Source organism: Idiomarina aquatica (assembly GCF_004362895.1).
In the GTDB taxonomy this organism is placed as follows: Bacteria; Pseudomonadota; Gammaproteobacteria; order Enterobacterales; family Alteromonadaceae; genus Idiomarina.
This window is the reverse complement of sequence record NZ_SNXI01000007.1, coordinates 73031-91644: the sequence shown is the minus strand read 5'-3', so window position 1 is coordinate 91644 and position 18614 is coordinate 73031. Positions and strand designations below refer to the sequence as shown.

General features: G+C 49.3%; 20 protein-coding genes. 8 read left to right on the top strand and 12 right to left on the bottom strand.

Annotation, left to right across the window (positions count from 1 at the left end; translation table 11 throughout):
- Positions 1-27 precede the first annotated feature (27 nt).
- The 4 genes from DEU29_RS07270 to mutY form a co-directional block, all read right to left on the bottom strand.
- Entirely contained in the window at positions 28-1281 is a 1254-nt protein-coding gene (locus DEU29_RS07270; protein ID WP_133539606.1) for a glutamate-5-semialdehyde dehydrogenase, read from the bottom strand.
- On the bottom strand, positions 1278-2393 hold the full coding sequence (proB, locus tag DEU29_RS07265; protein WP_133539605.1) for a glutamate 5-kinase: 1116 nt from the start codon (positions 2391-2393) through the stop codon (positions 1278-1280). Before proB ends, DEU29_RS07270 begins: the two co-directional genes overlap by 4 nt.
- Positions 2394-2533: 140 nt before the next feature.
- Positions 2534-2809 carry an oxidative damage protection protein gene (locus DEU29_RS07260; protein ID WP_133539604.1) on the bottom strand — a complete coding sequence of 92 codons (276 nt, stop codon included), beginning with the start codon at positions 2807-2809 and terminating at the stop codon, positions 2534-2536.
- Between the two features lie 43 nt (positions 2810-2852).
- On the bottom strand, positions 2853-3911 hold the full coding sequence (gene mutY, locus DEU29_RS07255; protein ID WP_133539602.1) for an A/G-specific adenine glycosylase: 1059 nt from the start codon (positions 3909-3911) through the stop codon (positions 2853-2855).
- Between the two features lie 204 nt (positions 3912-4115).
- On the opposite strand from mutY, the gene DEU29_RS07250 reads away from it, so the two are divergent.
- Positions 4116-5204 carry an OmpA family protein gene (locus DEU29_RS07250; RefSeq protein ID WP_133539600.1) on the top strand — a complete coding sequence of 363 codons (1089 nt, stop codon included), beginning with the start codon at positions 4116-4118 and terminating at the stop codon, positions 5202-5204.
- A gap of 111 nt (positions 5205-5315) precedes the next feature.
- Positions 5316-6032, top strand: coding sequence for a tRNA (guanosine(46)-N7)-methyltransferase TrmB (gene trmB / locus DEU29_RS07245; protein ID WP_133539598.1), 717 nt, complete (start codon positions 5316-5318; stop codon positions 6030-6032).
- Between the two features lie 12 nt (positions 6033-6044).
- Here trmB and hemW read toward each other — a convergent pair whose 3' ends face one another.
- The gene (gene hemW / locus DEU29_RS07240) at positions 6045-7184 is read right to left on the bottom strand and encodes a radical SAM family heme chaperone HemW (RefSeq protein ID WP_133539596.1); all 1140 of its coding nucleotides are present in this window, start codon (positions 7182-7184) and stop codon (positions 6045-6047) included.
- A 5-nt stretch (positions 7185-7189) separates the two neighbouring features.
- Positions 7190-7804 (bottom strand): RdgB/HAM1 family non-canonical purine NTP pyrophosphatase, encoded by a 615-nt coding sequence (rdgB, locus tag DEU29_RS07235; RefSeq protein WP_133539594.1) that lies wholly within the window; start codon positions 7802-7804, stop codon positions 7190-7192.
- 89 nt (positions 7805-7893) lie between these two features.
- Between rdgB and DEU29_RS07230 the strand changes: the two genes are divergently transcribed.
- Positions 7894-9621, top strand: coding sequence for a potassium/proton antiporter (locus DEU29_RS07230; protein WP_133539592.1), 1728 nt, complete (start codon positions 7894-7896; stop codon positions 9619-9621).
- Positions 9622-9629: 8 nt separating this feature from the next.
- On the opposite strand, the gene DEU29_RS07225 is transcribed toward DEU29_RS07230, so the two are convergent.
- Genes DEU29_RS07225 through DEU29_RS07210 form a run of 4 tightly spaced genes read right to left on the bottom strand, consistent with a single transcriptional unit; the run spans position 9630 to position 12150 of the window.
- Positions 9630-10061 carry a DUF4426 domain-containing protein gene (locus DEU29_RS07225; protein WP_133539590.1) on the bottom strand — a complete coding sequence of 144 codons (432 nt, stop codon included), beginning with the start codon at positions 10059-10061 and terminating at the stop codon, positions 9630-9632.
- Positions 10062-10070: 9 nt separating this feature from the next.
- Positions 10071-10598 carry a YggT family protein gene (locus DEU29_RS07220; RefSeq protein WP_133539588.1) on the bottom strand — a complete coding sequence of 176 codons (528 nt, stop codon included), beginning with the start codon at positions 10596-10598 and terminating at the stop codon, positions 10071-10073.
- A gap of 8 nt (positions 10599-10606) precedes the next feature.
- Positions 10607-11431, bottom strand: a complete 825-nt coding sequence (gene proC, locus DEU29_RS07215; protein ID WP_133539586.1) for a pyrroline-5-carboxylate reductase — start codon at positions 11429-11431, stop codon at positions 10607-10609.
- Between the two features lie 2 nt (positions 11432-11433).
- Positions 11434-12150 (bottom strand): YggS family pyridoxal phosphate-dependent enzyme, encoded by a 717-nt coding sequence (locus DEU29_RS07210; RefSeq protein ID WP_133539585.1) that lies wholly within the window; start codon positions 12148-12150, stop codon positions 11434-11436.
- Positions 12151-12171: 21 nt separating this feature from the next.
- Between DEU29_RS07210 and DEU29_RS07205 the strand changes: the two genes are divergently transcribed.
- On the top strand, positions 12172-13206 hold the full coding sequence (locus DEU29_RS07205; protein ID WP_133539583.1) for a type IV pilus twitching motility protein PilT: 1035 nt from the start codon (positions 12172-12174) through the stop codon (positions 13204-13206).
- Positions 13206-14240, top strand: coding sequence for an alkaline phosphatase D family protein (locus DEU29_RS07200; protein ID WP_133539581.1), 1035 nt, complete (start codon positions 13206-13208; stop codon positions 14238-14240). The genes DEU29_RS07205 and DEU29_RS07200 overlap by 1 nt, the downstream gene beginning before the upstream one ends.
- Here the strand turns inward: DEU29_RS07200 and DEU29_RS07195 are convergent, their stop codons facing one another.
- Positions 14241-15842, bottom strand: coding sequence for an amidase (locus DEU29_RS07195; protein WP_243734508.1), 1602 nt, complete (start codon positions 15840-15842; stop codon positions 14241-14243).
- 136 nt (positions 15843-15978) lie between these two features.
- On the opposite strand from DEU29_RS07195, the gene tsaD reads away from it, so the two are divergent.
- Positions 15979-16998: a tRNA (adenosine(37)-N6)-threonylcarbamoyltransferase complex transferase subunit TsaD gene (tsaD, locus tag DEU29_RS07190; RefSeq protein WP_133539648.1), complete on the top strand. Its 1020-nt coding sequence runs from the start codon at positions 15979-15981 to the stop codon at positions 16996-16998.
- A 2-nt stretch (positions 16999-17000) separates the two neighbouring features.
- Here the strand turns inward: tsaD and plsY are convergent, their stop codons facing one another.
- Complete coding sequence (gene plsY, locus DEU29_RS07185; protein WP_133539579.1) at positions 17001-17597, bottom strand: glycerol-3-phosphate 1-O-acyltransferase PlsY; 597 nt, start codon at positions 17595-17597, stop codon at positions 17001-17003.
- A gap of 96 nt (positions 17598-17693) precedes the next feature.
- Here plsY and folB point away from each other — a divergent pair, with 96 nt between their 5' ends.
- Both folB and folK read left to right on the top strand, forming a co-directional pair.
- The gene (gene folB, locus DEU29_RS07180; RefSeq protein WP_133539577.1) at positions 17694-18077 is read left to right on the top strand and encodes a dihydroneopterin aldolase; all 384 of its coding nucleotides are present in this window, start codon (positions 17694-17696) and stop codon (positions 18075-18077) included.
- Positions 18078-18085: 8 nt separating this feature from the next.
- Complete coding sequence (gene folK, locus DEU29_RS07175) at positions 18086-18598, top strand: 2-amino-4-hydroxy-6-hydroxymethyldihydropteridine diphosphokinase (protein ID WP_133539575.1); 513 nt, start codon at positions 18086-18088, stop codon at positions 18596-18598.
- Positions 18599-18614: the final 16 nt, after the last annotated feature.

The window sequence follows — 18614 nt, the reverse complement described above, 5'->3', positions numbered from 1 at the left end:
TGTTTTACTTGCTTTTGCTGGTATGAACTAGTCGCGAATTTGGCCGTTACCAGTTACTACAAACTTCTCTGTTGTCAGCGCTTGCAAACCCATGGGTCCATAAGCATGCAACTTACTGGTTGAGATACCAATTTCAGCACCAAGCCCTAACTGACCGCCATCAGAAAAACGAGATGAGGCATTCGCCATGGTTACCGCTGAATCGATTTCACGAATAAAGCGTTTAGCCGTATCCTGGTTTTCGGTCACGATAACTTCAGTGTGTCCGCTACCAAACTGCTGGATGTGATCAGCAGCGGCATCAAAATCGTCCACTGTGCGAATCGCTATTTCTAAGGCTAAATATTCTTCGCCAAAGGCATCATCAGCAATTTCATCAGCGCCATCAAAATAACCGACTGAACGTTTGTCTGCATGAATGGTTACGCCTTTTTCAGCCAGTGCTTTGGCCGCCATTGGCAAGAACGTTTCGGCAACATCCTGATGTACCAGTAAGCCTTCCAGAGCGTTACAAACACCGGTACGCTGGGTTTTACCATTTAACAGTATCGCCAGTGCTTTATCTAAGTCTGCGTCTTTGTCCACATACAGGTGGCAGACGCCTTTGTAATGCTGGATAACCGGAATTTTACTGGTATCACTGACATAATGAATAAGACCTTCACCGCCGCGAGGAATAACCAGATCGATGTAGTCTTTTTGCTGCAACAGCTCGGTCATTAATTCGCGGTCAGGAGTAGGAACGACGGTAATTACGTCTTTCGGCAAGCCGCTTTGTTCCAGCGCTTCGTGCAATGCATCGGCAATCGCCTTGCTACTCTCGATCGCTTCCCGGCCACAGCGTAAGATCACCGCGTTACCTGATTTAAAACACAGTGCGCCGGCATCTGCAGTGACGTTTGGACGCGCTTCGTAAATCATAGCGATAACGCCCAAAGGAATACGCATTTTTTCAATTTTGAGGCCGTTAGGGCGCTCTTCAAGCACGTAGCTGTCACCGACCGGATCGCTAAGTTCTATAATTTCTTCTATCGCAGATGCCATGCCTTCGACACGGTCATCGTCTAGCTGCAAACGATCCATCATGGCGTCACTTAGGCCTTTCTCTTTGCCGGCTACCATGTCTTTTTCGTTAACGGCTAAAATCTTATCTTTGTGGCTACGGATTGCGTCAGCCATTTTTTGTAAAACCTTGTTTTTGTCCTGCTCTGACAAGGTTGCTACCGCACGCGCGGCTTTAGCGGCGCGTTGGGCAATTTCTGTTGCTAACTGCTGGCTCATGAATCCTCCAAAATCATTAAATCATCGCGATGAATTACTTCAGTAATCGGGCTGTAACCGAATTGCTCTGCAATGTCTTCGGTTTGCTGGCCCTTAATGTGCAGTAGCTCGTGCGAACTGTATTGGCAAATGCCTTTAGCCAGCGCATCGGTGTTGTTTGCGCTGCGCACGAGTACCGCATCACCGCGGTCAAAGTCGCCTTGAACGTCAACAATGCCGGAGCTCAATAGCGACGCTCCGTTTTCCATTAACGCTTTTTCTGCACCCTCGTCGATTAAAATCTCGCCCTGGGCGACAAGCGTATGTCTTAACCAATGTTTTTTATTGCTGATTGGATCAGATTGGCGACGGAAAAGTGTTCCTGGTATTTCGCCCTGTAACAGCGATTCAAACGTCTCGCCTTTGCGGCCATTGACAATATAGGTATCAATGCCGTGAGAAGTTGCTTTTTCGGCCGCTTCGACTTTGGTACGCATACCACCTGTCCCTACGGCACTTACTGACCCGCCAGCGAGCGAGAAAATGCTCTCGTCAATTTGCTCAACCACGGGAATCTTCTTAGCATCCGGGTTAAGGTTGGGGTCTGCGTCATACAAGCCATCAATGTCTGAGCAGATAAACAGTGCATCTGCGTCAACCAGGGTGGCAATCATTGCTGATAGGTTATCGTTGTCACCCACTTTCATTTCGTCAGTGGCGAGCGCGTCGTTTTCGTTTACGACGGGCAAAACATTGTGCTCTAACAATCTGTTTAACGTATTTTTGATGCTCACGTAACGTGCGCGGTCACGCAAGTCGCTGTGGGTCATCAAAAGTTGCGCGCAGGGGAAATCAAAAAAGCGCGACCAATACCCCATCATTTCATTCTGTCCAACGGCTGACATCGCTTTGCGAACAGCAACCGGAACCTTCTTATGTTCGAAGTGAATGTGCTTTCGTCCTGCGGCAACACTGCCTGAAGAAACTAGCACGACCTCTTGGCCTCGTTCACGACACTCGTTAATAAACCGAGCGATGGGAAGTAAGTATTTGGTACTCACTCCGGTTTCATCTGGCGCGATGAGCGCACTGCCTACTTTAAGTACGGCTCTTCGCCAGGATGGCGCTTTCATAAAGACTCCCTTTTGTTGAATTCGTTAGTAGTCTAACAGAATCGACAGCGAAGCTCCAGTAACGCTCATAACCTGAAACTATTGTCAATATTTTAGTCAATAATTTAGCTTTTGGATGTTTATTGCAATAAATTTTACGCTTATTGACTTTCAGGCGGTGTATAACCGTCGATCGTTATTTCTTTACGTTCAAATAAAAAGGCAACCATCTGTTGTTCCAGGTACTGGCGATCGGCTTCTGCCATCATATTCAGGTGCTTTTCGTTAATTAACATGGTCTGTTTTTTTTGCCATTCAGCCCAGGCTTGTTTCGAGATATGGTTATAAATTCGCTCACCCAACTCGCCCGGATATAGCTGAAAATCAAGGCCTTCAGCTTGTTGCTGTAAGTACTCACAAAATACGGTTCTGCTCATAACCTGTTCCTTTTTTTGGCAGGGTGTTTAGGTAATAGTTTTATCATAACTCGGTTACTAGTTGAGTTAGAATTTTTTGCGTCGCTGCGGCAATACCTACGTCCAGTGACTGACCTGGCGAAACCCAGCGCTGTTGTTCGCTGCTGTCTGCAAGCTGCGCGCTTGCATTGTTAGCGTTGCATAGTAGCAGGGGGTAGCAATCTAAATGGAAATGAGAAAACGTGTGCCGAAACGGTGACAACGACCTTACCTCATTATTGGCCAGCTCAAAGTGTGTCAACAGCTCAGCTTCGCTGCTGAATTCAGGAAAGCTCCACAGCCCTCCCCAAATGCCTGTTGGTGGTCGTTTTTGTAACAACACCTGATCGGCTTTTTTCTGCACGGCTAAATAGGCGGTTTTTACCGGCAGTGCTTTTTTAGGTTTTTTACCGGGATAAGCAAGCTGTTGCCCCTGTTTATTTGCTATACAGGCGCTTTGTAATGGGCAGGCATGACATTGTGGTGAGGAACGGGTGCAAATGAGTGCACCTAAATCCATCATCGCTTGATTATACTCGTCGTGCCGGGCTATTGGCGTGAGCTGTTCCGATAACTGCCATAGCTGGCGTAACACGGCTGCCTTACCGGGCCAGCCGGCCACCGCAAAGCAGCGCGCAAGAACGCGTTTAACATTACCGTCCAGAATGGCAGCGGGCACACCGCAGCCGAGCGATGCGATGGCGCCGGCAGTTGAGCGTCCGATGCCGGGTAACTGCATGAGTTGTTCCGGCTGAGTCGGGAATTGCCCGGCAAATTCGCTGCAAATCTGCTGTGCTGCTTTGTGTAGGTTTCGTGCCCTGGCGTAATAGCCCAGTCCGCTCCAGTGGCTCAGTACGTTATCAAGTGATGCTTCGGCCAGCGCCTCCACGGTGGGGAATGAATTCATAAATCGCAAAAAATAAGGGATTACTGTAGCAACCTGGGTTTGCTGCAGCATGATTTCTGAAATCCAGACTTTATAGGGGGATTTTTGCTGTTGCCAGGGCAGATCCTTTCTGCCATGTTGCTCGAACCATCGCAAAACGTCATTGCTAAACCATTGTTCTGTCGAAAGCGACGTCATCGATGTACTGCCCCTTAAATGATAACTGCAAAGGCGTATTACAACCTACCCAGGAATATCTGTAAATAATTGCAAACATATCTGACATTTTTCGATTTAGGTTTATACTTACCCTAAACGTACTTCATATTGTGATCGTTATAATATAAATAGCGTATAAACAGCCAAGTTGGTTCTTCTATTGCAATTAAAAAGGAGCTTGCAATGAAAAAGTTAAACACCGTGTTATTGGCTTTGGTGAGCGTAGGAATGACATCTGTCGCTACCGCACAGCAAACTCAAGTAGAAAAGAATGATATTTATGTAGGTGCGCGCATGGGTGCGTTCTCTGCAGATCCTGAGCGTGTTGCAATAGATAACAACGCCTTCCGAGCCGTTGATAATAACTTCTCCACGCTGGCAACAGGTATTGAAGCTGGCGTAATGCTTAGCGAAGCATGGGAATTACGTGCTTATTACGAGTACCTGGAAGCAGACCTGGAACTGGGTGGTAATGCCTACGGTAAGAACTATGGAACCGATGCACTGTATCACTTCAACGATACGGTTTATGCCGGTTTAGGTGTGGTTAGTAGCGAGATTGGTGGTATTGCCGACAAAGCAATTCGTGCGACTGTAGGCCATCGCTCATTCATCAATGACAATCTGGCATGGCGGATAGAGGCAGGTGGTCAAAAAGGCACCGATGAAAAGTATAACGAAATGTTTGCTAACTTCGGCCTGCAATGGTTCTTTGGCGGGCGTGATGCGTCACCAGAGCCGCGTCAGCGTCCGGACGTTGCTCCTCAGCCTGCACAATCTCAGCCAGAGCCGCAGCAACCTGTGGATTCTGATGGTGATGGCGTAATTGATAGCAAAGATAATTGCGTAAATACCCCGGCAGATTACTCGGTCGATGAAAATGGTTGTGTTCTGTACAAAAACGAAACCCTTCGTGAAGAAATGCTGGTTGAATTTGATTTTGACTCTTCAGTTGTCCGTAAATCGGCGATGGGTGAAATTGAAGACATGGCGAACTTCATGAAAGAGCATCCGCAACTGAACATCACTATCCACGGTCATACCGATAGTGTTGGCCCGGAAGATTATAACCAGTGGTTATCTGAGCGTCGTGCAAAAGCTGTTGGTGATGTCATGGTTAAGCGCTTCGGTATTGACGCGAACCGTGTAAGTTATAAAGGTCACGGTGAGTCACAACCACGTACCATGGGTGACAGCGCTGCGGCACGTCAGGACAATCGCCGTATCGAAGCTGAACTTAAAATCGTTAATCGTGTACCGGTAGAACGTTAAGCGTTGCGGTTGTAACGCTCTTACCGTTAAAATATCCAACGGGCCTTTAATACAGGCCCGTTTTTTTATTTTAGTTTCGGATATAACGAGATAGTAGGTAACCATACAACGATGACGCAATTTAAAAGTGCAGAAGAAGCTGCAGCGGCCGGTAAGTACGTACGCACAGTAAGAAGTTTTGTTAAGCGCGAAGGTCGTTTAACAAAAGGTCAGGCCGCAGCGATTGAGCGTCATTGGCCCGCCATGGGGTTGAGTATTAGTCACGGGCAACTTGACTTGACTGAGGTGTTCGGTAATAACAACCCGGTAACCTTTGAGATTGGCTTCGGCATGGGGCATTCACTGGTGGAAATGGCCAGCCAGGCACCGGCTCGAAACTTCATCGGTGTTGAGGTTCATGAACCTGGTGTTGGCGCTTGTCTCATGGCAGCAGGGCAGGAGCAAGTAACGAACCTGCGGATATATAACGAAGATGCGGTAGAAGTGCTAAAGCAATGCATTCCGGATCAGTCACTGGATTGTGTGCAGGTTTTCTTTCCTGATCCCTGGCATAAAAAACGTCATCACAAGCGCCGTATTATTCAGCCTGAGTTTGTCGAACTGCTGGTTGCAAAGTTAACACCGGCTGGAACGCTGCATTTGGCTACCGATTGGGAAAACTACGCTGAGCATATGCTTGAGGTGCTCACTGATAATTCGGATCTGCGTAATTTATCGGCAACTAACGACTATGTTCCGCGCCCGCAGCACCGCCCGAAAACCAAATTCGAGCAACGTGGCGAACGCAAAGGCCATGGTGTTTGGGATCTCATTTTTGGTAAGCAATAACCGCAAAAAGCGCTATAGCAGGGTTTCCAGCACACTGTTAAGAAAACGGTGGCCGCTGGGCGTAAGCTGCCATTCTGAATCTGTTTCCGTTAGCCACTGCTTATCCACAGCGGTGGCTAATTTTTTACTGGCATCAGTCGCTTTAAGGCCGGTAGTCAGCTCGAAGTGTCGCTTTGCGATCGGCTCTAACAGGCGTAATTGATTCATGAAAAACTCAAAATAGCGCTCATCGGGGGCAACGTCATTTAACTGGTAACGTAGCGCCCGGGTCAGATCCAAATAACCTTGCGGATGTTTGATTTTTTCACAGCGTAATATGCGATTTTGCTCTGCCAAGGTCACTTTACTATGGGCGCCGCAGCCGATGCCCAGATAATCGCCAAATTGCCAGTAGTTGCGGTTGTGGCGGCTCTGATGCCCCGCTTTTGCGTAAGCGCTTACTTCGTATTGACGGTAGCCCGCGGCTTCCAGCAAGTGATGGCCTTGTTGATAAATCTCCCATAAGGTGTCGTCGTCAGGCAATTCGGGCGGCTTGCTGGCAAATAGCGTATTGGGTTCGATAGTAAGCTGATACCAGGATATATGCGGCGGATCCAGCGCAATAACTTGTCGCAAGTCATCCAGTGCCTGCGCCAGGGTCTGGTCGGGCAGGCCATGCATCAGATCCAGATTAAAGCTTGTTAGCGGCAACTGCGCTGCATGAGCGGCAGCGGCGCGAGCTTGTGCTGGATCATGTATTCGACCTAAGGCTTGTAATTGATGCTGTTGCAAACTTTGCACACCAATCGATAACCGGGTAATGCCGGCTTTAACAAAGTCACTGAATTTTTCAGTTTCAAAAGTACCGGGATTGGCTTCCAGCGTCACCTCACAATCTGTTGTCAGCGTCAACTGCGAGCGTATGCCGTCCATCAATCGTTGAATAGCTGCAGCAGACATTACGCTGGGCGTGCCTCCGCCAATAAAGATTGACTCTATGCTACGGCCCTGAACCCAATCCAAATCGGCACGTAAATCATCCAGTAAACGGCCAATGTAGGCATCTTCAGGTATACTGCCGTTGAGTTTATGTGAGTTAAAGTCACAGTACGGACATTTTTGAATACACCAGGGGATGTGAACGTACAGGGATAATGGCGGCAGCGATAGCATAGGGCCTACTTGGTTAGCTGTGATAACAATTGGCTCAACGCTTTACCACGGTGGCTTAACTGTTGTTTGCGCGAGCGAGGCAGCTCGGCGGCTGAACATTGTTCAGTGTCGACCCAAAATATAGGGTCATAACCAAAGCCACCGTCGCCGCGGGGCTCATGTAACAGGCGCCCAGACCACTGGCCGTGGCAAATTAACGGCGTCGGGTCTGCGGCGTGACGTAAATAAACCAACACACAGTGGAAGGTGGCACCGCGTTGTTTATCAGGCACATCCCGCAGGGCGGTAAGCAATTTATCAATATTGTCCTGATCGCTACAATTTTCACCGGCATAGCGAGCAGAGAACACGCCGGGAGCGCCGTCTAAATAGTCAACCGCTAACCCTGAGTCGTCAGCAATTGCGGGTAGGCCGGTGTGACGACAGGCGTGACGTGCCTTTATGATAGCATTTTCAACAAACGCGAGGCCGGTCTCATCGGCATCTGACAATTGCCACTGGGATTGCGGATGTACCTGCCAGTTAGCGGTTTCCGGATGCTCTCTTAGCATGGCCTGTAATTCGTTGACTTTACCTGCATTACCGGTAGCCAAAACAACTTCGTTTGGTGTTTTTTGCATCGTTTTTATTTCGTGATCTAATAAAGCTAATCTAAGATAATGGGCATGATAACATGCCAAACAGATATGCAGGAATAAGGGAGTCGGGATTGGATACTGCCAATACACTATTATTAATATGTGGATTGCTACTGGTCGTTAGTATTTTGGCCGGAGTTATATCTAATCGACTCGGCGCTCCCATCCTGTTGACCTTCCTTGTCATCGGTATGTTAGCTGGTACGGACGGTGTTATCGGGCTCAACTTCGACGACCCTGATATTGCTTTTATTATTGGCTCAATGGCGCTGGTGATCATTCTGTTTGACGGCGGCATGCGCACCAACCCGCAGCGCTTCCGGGTCGCATTATGGCCAGCTATTAGTTTGGCAACGGTTGGCGTTGCTATCACCTGTACACTGGTTGCCAGTGCTGCCGTGTTTTGGTTCGGTTTGCCTTGGCCCGCGGCCTTGTTGATTGGTGCCATTTTAAGCTCAACCGATGCAGCTGCCGTATTTGGTATTTTCCAATCGCAGGGTTTACAGATTAAAGAGCGCGTTGGCGCTACTCTTGAGATCGAATCGGGCAGTAACGACCCGATGGCTGTTATTCTGACACTGACAATGACAGCGGCGGTGGCCAGTGGTGAGTTTAATCAGTGGTACTGGCTGGTTGCCGATGTGTTGTGGCAACTTATTGGCGGGCTTTTCTTTGGTTGGCTGGGAGGCCGACTATTTATCGTCGCTGGTCGCAAGTTACCGTTAAGCTTCTCGTTCTTTCCGTTACTAGCGGTTGCCAGTGCCATTCTTGCCTTTGCGGTAACGGCAAAACTGGGTGCCAGCGGGTTTTTAGCCGTTTATTTGATGGGCTTTTTGATCGGCAATGCACGCTTACCACAACTTGTGCATATACTTCATGTACAGGATGGCTTGGCCTGGCTGGCGCAAATATCGATGTTCCTGATCCTGGGGCTGCTGGTAACGCCATCGCATTTAGTCGCTTATCTGCCGGTTGCACTGGGTATTGCCTTTGCTTTAATTTTTATCGCGCGGCCGATAGCCGTGGTCATTAGCCTGTTACCTTTTTCTTTCCCTTGGCGTGAACAAGTCTTTATGAGCTGGGTTGGGCTGCGTGGTGCGGTGCCAATTATCCTGGCATTATTCCCCTGGCTAAGTGGTGTTGAGCAAGAAGAGTTGTATTTTGATATCGCCTTTGTGGTGGTGATGGTGTCGTTGCTAATTCAGGGCTGGACCATAGCGCCTATGGCTCGCTGGCTAAACCTGGAAGTGCCAAAACGTCCCGAACCACAGCAGCGAATGCCGCTTTCATCGGTACCCTCCAAAGAGGCACTTGAGGTATGGTTGTATAAAATCGATAAAGATTCACCAGCCTGTGATCACACCTGGAGCGAACTCAAATTGACCGCACCAGCGACCTTTGTTGGCGTTATTCGCGATGGTGAATGGCTGCAGCCAGAGACTAAGCCGACGGTAGAAGAGGGTGACAATTTATTAGTCACTGCAACCGTGCGCGATATTGACGAAGTCAGTCGGATTCTTGCATCCGGCGGGCGTGGCTTAAAAATTAACGAGCAAGGCTTCTTCGGTGACTTTAGCCTGCGTGGGGATTTGACCTTTACCGAGGTATCGTCGGTCTATCCACTGGGCCAGGTTGATGACGCGATTTTGGGTAAAACGCTAAAAGATTACTTTACTCAGAAGTTTCATCGTCGGGTTGTTATTGGTGATACAGCGCAGGTAGGCGATGTCGTTTTAACCGTGCGGGAGGTCAACGAACAGGGCGAAGTACAGTCACTGGGGATAAAAGCAAAAGAGTGAGCTTGCACTCACTCTTGGTAAAATTTTTGCTCAAATACTAATGGCTCGCCAGAGGCTTTACTGTTTGGAATATTAATATTGAATTTCATGATTTCTTCGTCACCAAACAAAAAGCTGGCTAAGTAATAAACAGAGTCACCTTCAACGATTTGCTTAAACTCCAATGACTGCACGCCACCGCGGGGGTTACTAACATACCCTTTAGGTAATGCTTTCAGCGCTTTTTGCGTTTCAGCATCTAATATCGCAATGTTGATTAACCCGCGTTTTTCACTGCGGGTTATATCGTATTGAGCGGCGATTTGTGGCGTCAGAAAGGTGGAATTAAAGGCGCTGTAATGCACCTCCCAGTCACCGACGCTTTGCTTTTGCTCAGCTTGAGCAAAAGTGGCCATCAGAGTTAATAATACTGCGGTTAACGTATAAGTGAGCACTCGCATAGTTAGTCCTTATACACCGATTAACAGGCGCAAAAACTGTAGTGCGATAATGACAATAAGCACTGACAAGTCGAGCCCGCCGATGGGTGGCACAATGCGGCGCACAGGTGCAAGCATGGGCTCTGTTAACTGATGCAGCATCGCTTCCATCGGATTGTAGCCCTGCGAGAACCAACTGAGAATTGCGCGAATAATAAGGATCCAGAATAGCATCGACAGCAGGCTGCTGAGTGTAAACAAGACCCCGGTAATAACCACTGGCACAATAGCGAAGCCGTAGCCGTTGAGACTACTTAATGCTGCTGCTTTAAGCATGCCAATTAGGATAGCAAATACCAGACTGGCCGTATCCAGCCGTCCGGCTGCCGGAATAATCTTGCGCAGCACGCCAACCACTGGCTGTGTGGCTTTTACCACAAACTGGCTGACCGGATTAAAATAATCCGCCTTAACCAATTGCATCCAAACGCGCAACAACACGACGATCAGATACAGATCGATCAGTGTCGCCACTAAAAACGTCAAAGCGTTGTTCATATCGGCTCCTAGAACAGTTTCGCCATTTCCTGGTTACGGTTTACGGCAGCTTTTACAGCATCTGCAGAAATACCATGCAGGTCGCGCTCTTGATAGACTTCGACGCCTTTCGCGGTAGAGCCGCCTTTACTGGTGACCTGCTTGCGCAAATCTTCCAGTGATAAATCACTTTCTTTTGCCATTTGTGCAGCACCTAAACAGGTTTGCTGTACCATCGCACGGGCTTTCTCGGGGTCGAAGCCAAGTTCAACCGCACCTTTAGCCAGGCTATCCATAAACTCAAAAAAGTAAGCAGGTCCACTGCCGGCAACTGCGCCTAATATGTCGAGCTGATCTTCGTCCTCAACCCACAGCGTATCGCCGACGCCATTGAAGGCTTCGGTTACGTAGTTTTTGTCCTGTTCATTGACACCGTCATCAGCGACCAACCCGGACATCCCCTGGCCGACCAACGACGGAGTATTTGGCATAACACGAATGATGTTAATGTCATCACCCAGGTATTGTTTGTACTTAGGCATACGAATGCCTGCGGCAATAGTAATAATCAGTTTATCGCTGAGGTTATCCACATGTTCTTTTAAGTGGGCACAAACGTCTGCCATTAATTGTGGCTTAACAGATAACACGATAGCGTCTGCCGCATTAACAACTTCAAGATTGTCGTGGCTGGTATTAACGCCCAATTCCGCTTTCATTTTTTCAAGTTTGCCGGCGCTAGGATTACTGACCCATACCTTGTCTGCGGGGTAGCCACTTTTACACATACCACCGACAATACTTTGTGTCATATTACCTGCGCCGATAAAGGCGATGTTACGGATATCGTTCATTATCACTCCCGTTGTCCAAAAATTGCTGTTCCAATACGTACCATGTTAGCACCCTCGAGTACCGCTTGTCGCATGTCCCCGCTCATACCCATGGATAGCGTATCGATGTTTTCGCCGTATTGGCTTTGCAGTTGTTCAAACAGAGTTCGCATTTTTGCGAAACTTTGTCTTTGCTGTTCAGTGCTGGTGTCAGCTTTAAGGATCGTCATCAAACCACGCAAACTAAGCCGGTCGCAACCTGCAACGAAGGCAGCTAAAGTCGGCACTTGCTCGGGCGTAAGCCCTGACTTATTGTCATCGTCATCGATGTTAACCTGCAATAAAATATTTAACGGTTCCAGTTGTTGCGGACGCTGGTCATTAAGGCGGCGGGCTATTTTTTCTCTTTCAACACTTTGAACCCAGTCAAAGTGTGCCGCGACATCTTTTGTTTTGTTTGATTGCAAAGGACCAATAAAGTGCCAAATAAGGTCAGGGTTATCGACTGCATGTATTTTATCGATGCCCTCCTGCACATAGTTCTCAGCAAACTCACGTTGCCCTGCGTCGGCTGCGGCTACAACCGCTTGTGGCGGATGCTTTTTACTGACGGCGATTAGATTTACTGACTGCTTGTAGGCACTTTCTTCCGAAAATTCAGCCAGTTGTTGTCGGGTTTGATGCAGGTTTTTTGCTAGGGTTTCGGCATCGATTTCTGCTACCTTAGTCACATTAATCATCCTTTAAACTCGGGCCTAACTATGAATGTCACTGATTTACTTGCCTTCAGTATGAAACAATCTGCGTCAGATTTACATTTATCCGCGGGCAGTGTGCCTATGATACGTGTAGATGGCGACATTCGACCATTAAATCAACCCGTGCACCAGGCTGATGAGCTCAAAGCAATGCTGTATGAGATCATGGCAAAACCGCAACAAGAGGAATACGAACAACGGTTTGAATGCGACTTTTCTTTCACCTTAGAAGGCATAGCCCGCTTTCGGGTTAACGTATTCACACAGCGTAAAGGTATTGCCGCGGCATTCAGGATGATTCCGAATAAAGTGACGACCTTAGACGAGCTCGATGCGCCGGCGATATTTAAAGACATTGTCGATGCTCCACGCGGGTTGGTGCTGGTTACAGGGCCAACGGGATCAGGTAAATCAACTACGCTGGCGGCGATGGTCGATTACATTAACCGTTCGCGCTCGCAACATATCTTAACCATCGAAGACCCGATAGAGTTTGTGCATGACAATCAAAAAAGTCTGGTCAGCCAGCGAGAAGTGCATCGCGATACGCGATCCTTTGAGGCGGCATTGCGCTCTGCGCTGCGGGAAGATCCGGATGTCATATTAGTCGGCGAAATGCGCGATCTGGAAACCATTCGCCTGGCAATGACAGCCGCTGAAACCGGCCATCTGGTGTTGGGTACGTTGCATACTACGTCGGCGCCGAAAACAATCGACCGCATTATTGATGTCTTCCCCGGCGATGATAAACCGATGGTTCGTTCCATGTTATCCGAGTCGTTGCGGGCCGTGATATCGCAAACCCTGCTTAAGCGCATCGGAGGGGGGCGTGTTGCCGCGCACGAAATTATGCTAAGCAACTCGGCGATCAAAAACCTGATCCGGGAAGATAAAGTCGCGCAAATGTATTCAGCAATCCAAACCGGCGGTGAACGCGGTATGCAAACACTCGACCAGGCATTAAAGAAATTAGTAGCCCGGGGCGATATAGAAAGAGAAGAGGCGCGCCGTTGCGCGGTTAATAAAGAGGATTTTTAATGCCGTTGGCAAAGCTGATTTATGTCGTTATTACACTGCTCGTTGCGGTTGCTCCTGCGTTGGCGCAGCAATCCACACGGGTTGCCTTTGGTTGTTGTATGGACCACAGCGAGCGACAAGATGTATTTGATGCGTTGAATTTAGCTGACCCGGAAGTATTCGTGTTTTTAGGCAATACCGTTGATGTTGATGCCGGTGACATGGACGATATGCTGGAGGCCTATGACGTGCTGAATCGTTTTCGTGGCCCCAAAGTATTGCGCCGACAATCGGCAGTTATGTCGATGTGGAATCGCACAGACTATGCAATTGATGGCCAGGCAGGCACGAATAACCCATTAAAGTACGCAGTACGCAATCATTTTTTGACCTTTTGGCGGGAACCAATAAGTTCTCCGCGAATGTTTCAGGAACACGGCATTGCCAAGGCGGTGGTATTCGGAGAAGCTCCGCAACGGGTGCAGGTGATTATGCTGGACGGTCGTTGGAATCGGGACCCATTAACCCGGGTTGGATGGGTAGAACGATTAACGCGTGCGCTGGATAGTGAGCAAGGTCCCTACCTGCCTAATCCGTCGGCAAATCTGTTAGGGGATGCGCAATGGCAATGGTTAGCCGAACAGCTGCAAGAGCCGGCCGAGGTTCGGGTTTTAATGAGCGCAACGCCATTTTTTGCGCCGCTAAATGGGTATGACAGTTGGGCGATGTATGCGACAGAACAACAGCGGCTGGTAGAAATGTTACAACAGTTGCAGCCGCAGGGGCTGGTGCTGGCAACGGGTGATCGGGGCTTCGGCGAACTGGCAAAAATCGATGATGTTTTAAGTTACTCATTGTGGCAGGTGACTTCAGGTTATTTGTCATCCGCCAGCGAGGCGCCTTATCGGTTCGAACAACGCCATGGTGACGCACTTGAACAAGCCCGCTATGGGCAAATAGAAGTACGCTGGCAAGATACGCCCGAGCTCATCTTATCACTGCGTGACGTTGATGGCCGGGCGTTAGTCGAGCAGAGCGTTGGCTTAACCGATTAGTTAGTCAAATTGCGGTGCTTTGCGATGTTTTGTCGCCTGTTCGTAAGCAAACGCCGCTTCGATTAAAACCGGCTCTGCTTTAGCGGTGCTGAAAAAGCTTAATCCCACCGGTAATGCGGGCTCTTCGCCGATTTGTATGTAGCCCATAGGGACAGTGATATGTGGGTAACCGGCAACTGCCGCCGGCGAGCTTGCTGAACCGGAGTAATTATCGCCGTTAACGCGATCAATCTTCCACGACGGCGAGGTTGTAGGTGCAATTAATAAGTTCAGCTCATGCTCCTTAAGCATCGCATCAATGCCTTCTTCGCCGGCTAAACGCTTACTGTTTTCCAGCGCCTTTAAGTAGTCATCCTTATCGTCTTCTGACTTAGCTGCCGCCATTTGGAATAGCTCCTGACCAAAGTAGATGAGTTCCTGGTCGGCCGCCGCGTTATTGGCATCAATAAGATCGTCCATGGTTTGGTAGGGTAACTCGGTAGTCGCGAGGTATTTTTCCATGTCGTACTTAAATTCGTACAGCAGTACCGTAAACTCATCACCACCGTACTCGCCGTAAGTTGGCATGGTAACATCAACGACTTCTGCGCCCTGAGCTCGCAAAACCTCGAGCTGTTGATCAAACTGTTCATCGAGTAGTTCATTGTAGCCCATTAAGTTACGGACTACGCCGATACGCTTGCCTTGTAAGCCATCAGTTTTAAGGTGCTGTGCAAAATCAGTGTCGTCGCGATAGCCGGCATTATCATTGGCATCGTGCTCTGCCATGGCCTGCAGCATTAGGGTTGCACCGGTTACCGTCCGTGCCATGGGGCCAGCGGTATCCTGGCTGTGCGCGATTGGAATAATACCGTCGCGGCTAATTAACCCCAACGTCGGTTTAATGGTAACAATGCCGTTAATGGCGGCAGGGCAAACCAATGAACCATCGGTTTCTGTACCAACCGAGAGTGCGGTGAAATCAGCAGCTACGGCACTGGCTGAGCCTGCGCTGGAACCACAGGTAGAGCGACTGCGATCATATGGGTTGAGGGCTTGCCCGCCCATACCACTCCAGCCCGAGCTGGACCGGGTTGAACGAAAGTTTGCCCACTCACTGAGGTTGGCTTTGCCAAGAATGATGGCACCTTCTTCGCGCAGTTCGTTAACTAAAAATGCATCGTCGGCAGGGAAGTTATTAGCGAATAACACCGAGCCGGCTGTATTAGCCAGGCCATCGGCCGTATCAATATTATCTTTTAATAATACCGGAATGCCGTGCAAGGGGCCGCGCATTTCGCCCTGCGCCCGCTCAGCATCGAGGCGGCGAGCGTCGCTAAGGGCATTTTCCGACAAACTAATAACCGCACGTAATTCTGCTCCCTGGGTATTGTGTTGTTCGATTTGCTGAAGATAATACGCCACCAGTTGTTCGGCGGTTAACTGGCCCTGCTGCATGGCGGTTTGTAGCTCGGTCACCGAGGCTTGCTGGAACGCAAATGCCGGCGCTTGGGTCTGCTGGCTGGATGAGTCAACCGTCTGGCATGCCGCCAAAGATAGAGCGACAGCACTCGCAATTGCCAGTTGTTTAAGTCGCTTGCCTGCGTTGATATTCTGCATCATCGAAGTTGTCCTGTGGTTATTATTGTTTGGCTTAAATTGACATAAATTCACGCCAATGGCGATAAAAAATACGGTAAACTGTCGCCCTGACGAGTTTATTGAACACACGTTTATTGAAACAGAAGCGGCGGACGTTATGCGGGTACTCGGTATCGAAACCTCCTGTGATGAGACAGGCATTGCTATTTACGACACCCAACAGGGATTGTTGGCACATCAACTCTATTCGCAAGTTAAGCTACATGCCGACTATGGCGGTGTCGTGCCGGAACTAGCCTCACGCGACCATGTGCGTAAAACCCTGCCGCTGATTAATGCCGCACTGGAACAGGCGCAACTACAACCTGCCGATCTTGATGGTGTGGCGTTTACCCAGGGTCCGGGTTTGGTTGGCGCGCTGCTGGTTGGTAGTTGTATTGGCCGCAGTCTGGCCTATGGCTGGAAGCTGCCGGCAGTTGGTGTGCATCATATGGAAGGCCATCTGCTGGCGCCGATGTTGGAAGAAAACCAACCGCAGTTTCCGTTTGTTGCGTTACTGGTTTCTGGCGGACATACCCAGTTGGTACAGGTTAAAGCTATTGGTGATTATGAACTGTTGGGTGAATCGGTGGATGACGCAGCGGGGGAAGCTTTTGATAAAACCGCAAAACTGATGGGGCTGGATTACCCGGGTGGACCACGCTTAGCAAAATTAGCCGAACAGGGGCGCAGTGATCGATTTAAGTTCCCTCGTCCAATGACTGATCGCCCGGGCCTGGACTTTTCTTTTAGTGGCTTAAAAACATTTACCGCCAATACGCTGGCGAGTCACGATAATGATGAACAGACCCGGGCAGATATCGCCCGCGCGTTTGAAGATGCGGTGGTTGATACGCTAGTTATCAAGTGTAAACGTGCATTGCAACAAACAGGCTACAAACGTTTGGTTATTGCCGGAGGAGTCAGCGCAAACCGACATTTACGAGAACAACTGGCAGCGCTGGCCGATAAAATCAACGGCGAGGTTTTTTACCCACGCACAGAATTCTGTACTGATAATGGCGCAATGATTGCTCTGGCTGGCGCGCTGCGCCTGCAGGCGGGTGAGTCTCAGCCACTAGCTATAAAAACCTATCCGCGCTGGCCGATGACGGATTTAAAACCGATGCCTGCATAAGCCTATTTTTGGTCGCGGCGCCGGAATGATGATTCCTGCCCGCTGCCCAAGCGCACGATGTTGGCCTGATGACGCCAGACGATGAGTACCGAAATCATGATGACCGGTACGGTATACTGAGGCTTTATCCAAAACGCATAGAACGGCGCCAGACTTACGGTAACAAGCGCGGCAAGTGACGATACACGGCTTATCCTAAATACCAACAACCAGGTCGCAATAAGTAGCAGTGCCATCTCCCACGCAACCGGGAACATTGCGCCCAGGGCAGTTGCGACGGCTTTACCACCGCGAAAATTAAAGTACAGCGGAAAAATGTGACCAAGGCAGGCGGCAACGGCGATTAGGCCAAGGAAAAATGGTTCGATACCGAAAAAATATGACGCCCATACCGGAACCATGCCTTTAAGCACATCAAACCATAAGGTCAGGAAGGCCGGCAGTTTGCCGCCAATACGATAGACATTGGTTGCACCGGGATTACCAGAGCCGTCGCGCCGGGGATCCGGCAAACCCCATAGTTTACAGATGAGGACGGCACTGCTGATGGAACCTAACAGGTACGCGGTTATAATCATCAGAAGTGTCAGTGCGGTCATAGGGTACGATTCTCTGTATGTTTGGTGTAGACTGCAATGAATATAGCGCCTCCTAGAATAAGCGCTTTTTAGCTGAAATACCAATGGTGGATTTAGATGGCGATCTCCGATCTAGACTGGATCAGTATTGAAGGGTTAATAATAGACACGTTCATTGGCGTTTATGACTGGGAGCAGCAGCAGACTCAACAGCTCCGCATTGATGTCGATATGGGTTGGGATATTCAGGCCGCGGCTAAAACCGACGATATAGCCCAGGCTGTCGATTATGCCAGGGTAAGTGAAGCAATTGTGGCATGGGTTACACAACAACCTCGACAACTGATCGAGACCGTGGCTGAAGGCGTTGCGCAGCTCGTGCTTGAGCAGTTCTCCGTTAGTGATATTAAGGTAAAAGTGAGTAAACCCGATGCGGTTCCTGCCGCCGACAACGTGGCGGTTACGATTAGGCGTTCGCGGTTCGACAGCGCGTTTGGTTAAAACGTATTATGGTGAGTGTATTTTTGGGCTTAGGCTCGAATATCGAACGCGAAAAACACATTTTAGCGGGCATAATCGATATTGCAGAACACTTTCAATGGCTGCAGCGTTCCCAGGTTTACGAGAGCCGTGCGGTAGGTTTTGACGGCAGCAACTTTTATAACCTGGTGGTAGAAGTACAAACCCACTTAAGTGTGCAGCAGGTGCAGCAGCGCTGCAAGCAAATCGAACAGGACCACGGACGCTCCGAGCACAGCCCTAAATATAGTCCTCGTACGCTGGATATCGATCTGTTGCTGTACGGCGAACTCTGCCATGAGCGCAGTCCGCAATTACCGCGCGCTGAAATCCTGCATAATGCGTTTGTGCTTAGGCCGTTAGCCGAAATTGCACCGGATCGAGTGCATCCGATCTGCGGCGAGTCTTATCAGCAACTTTGGCAGGCTTACCAACAACAGCACCAGGCTAATCACGAACAATGGTTGCAGCCGTTATCAGAAGAGCGCTGGCTACCTTTTTAAATCGGCTTAACGCTGG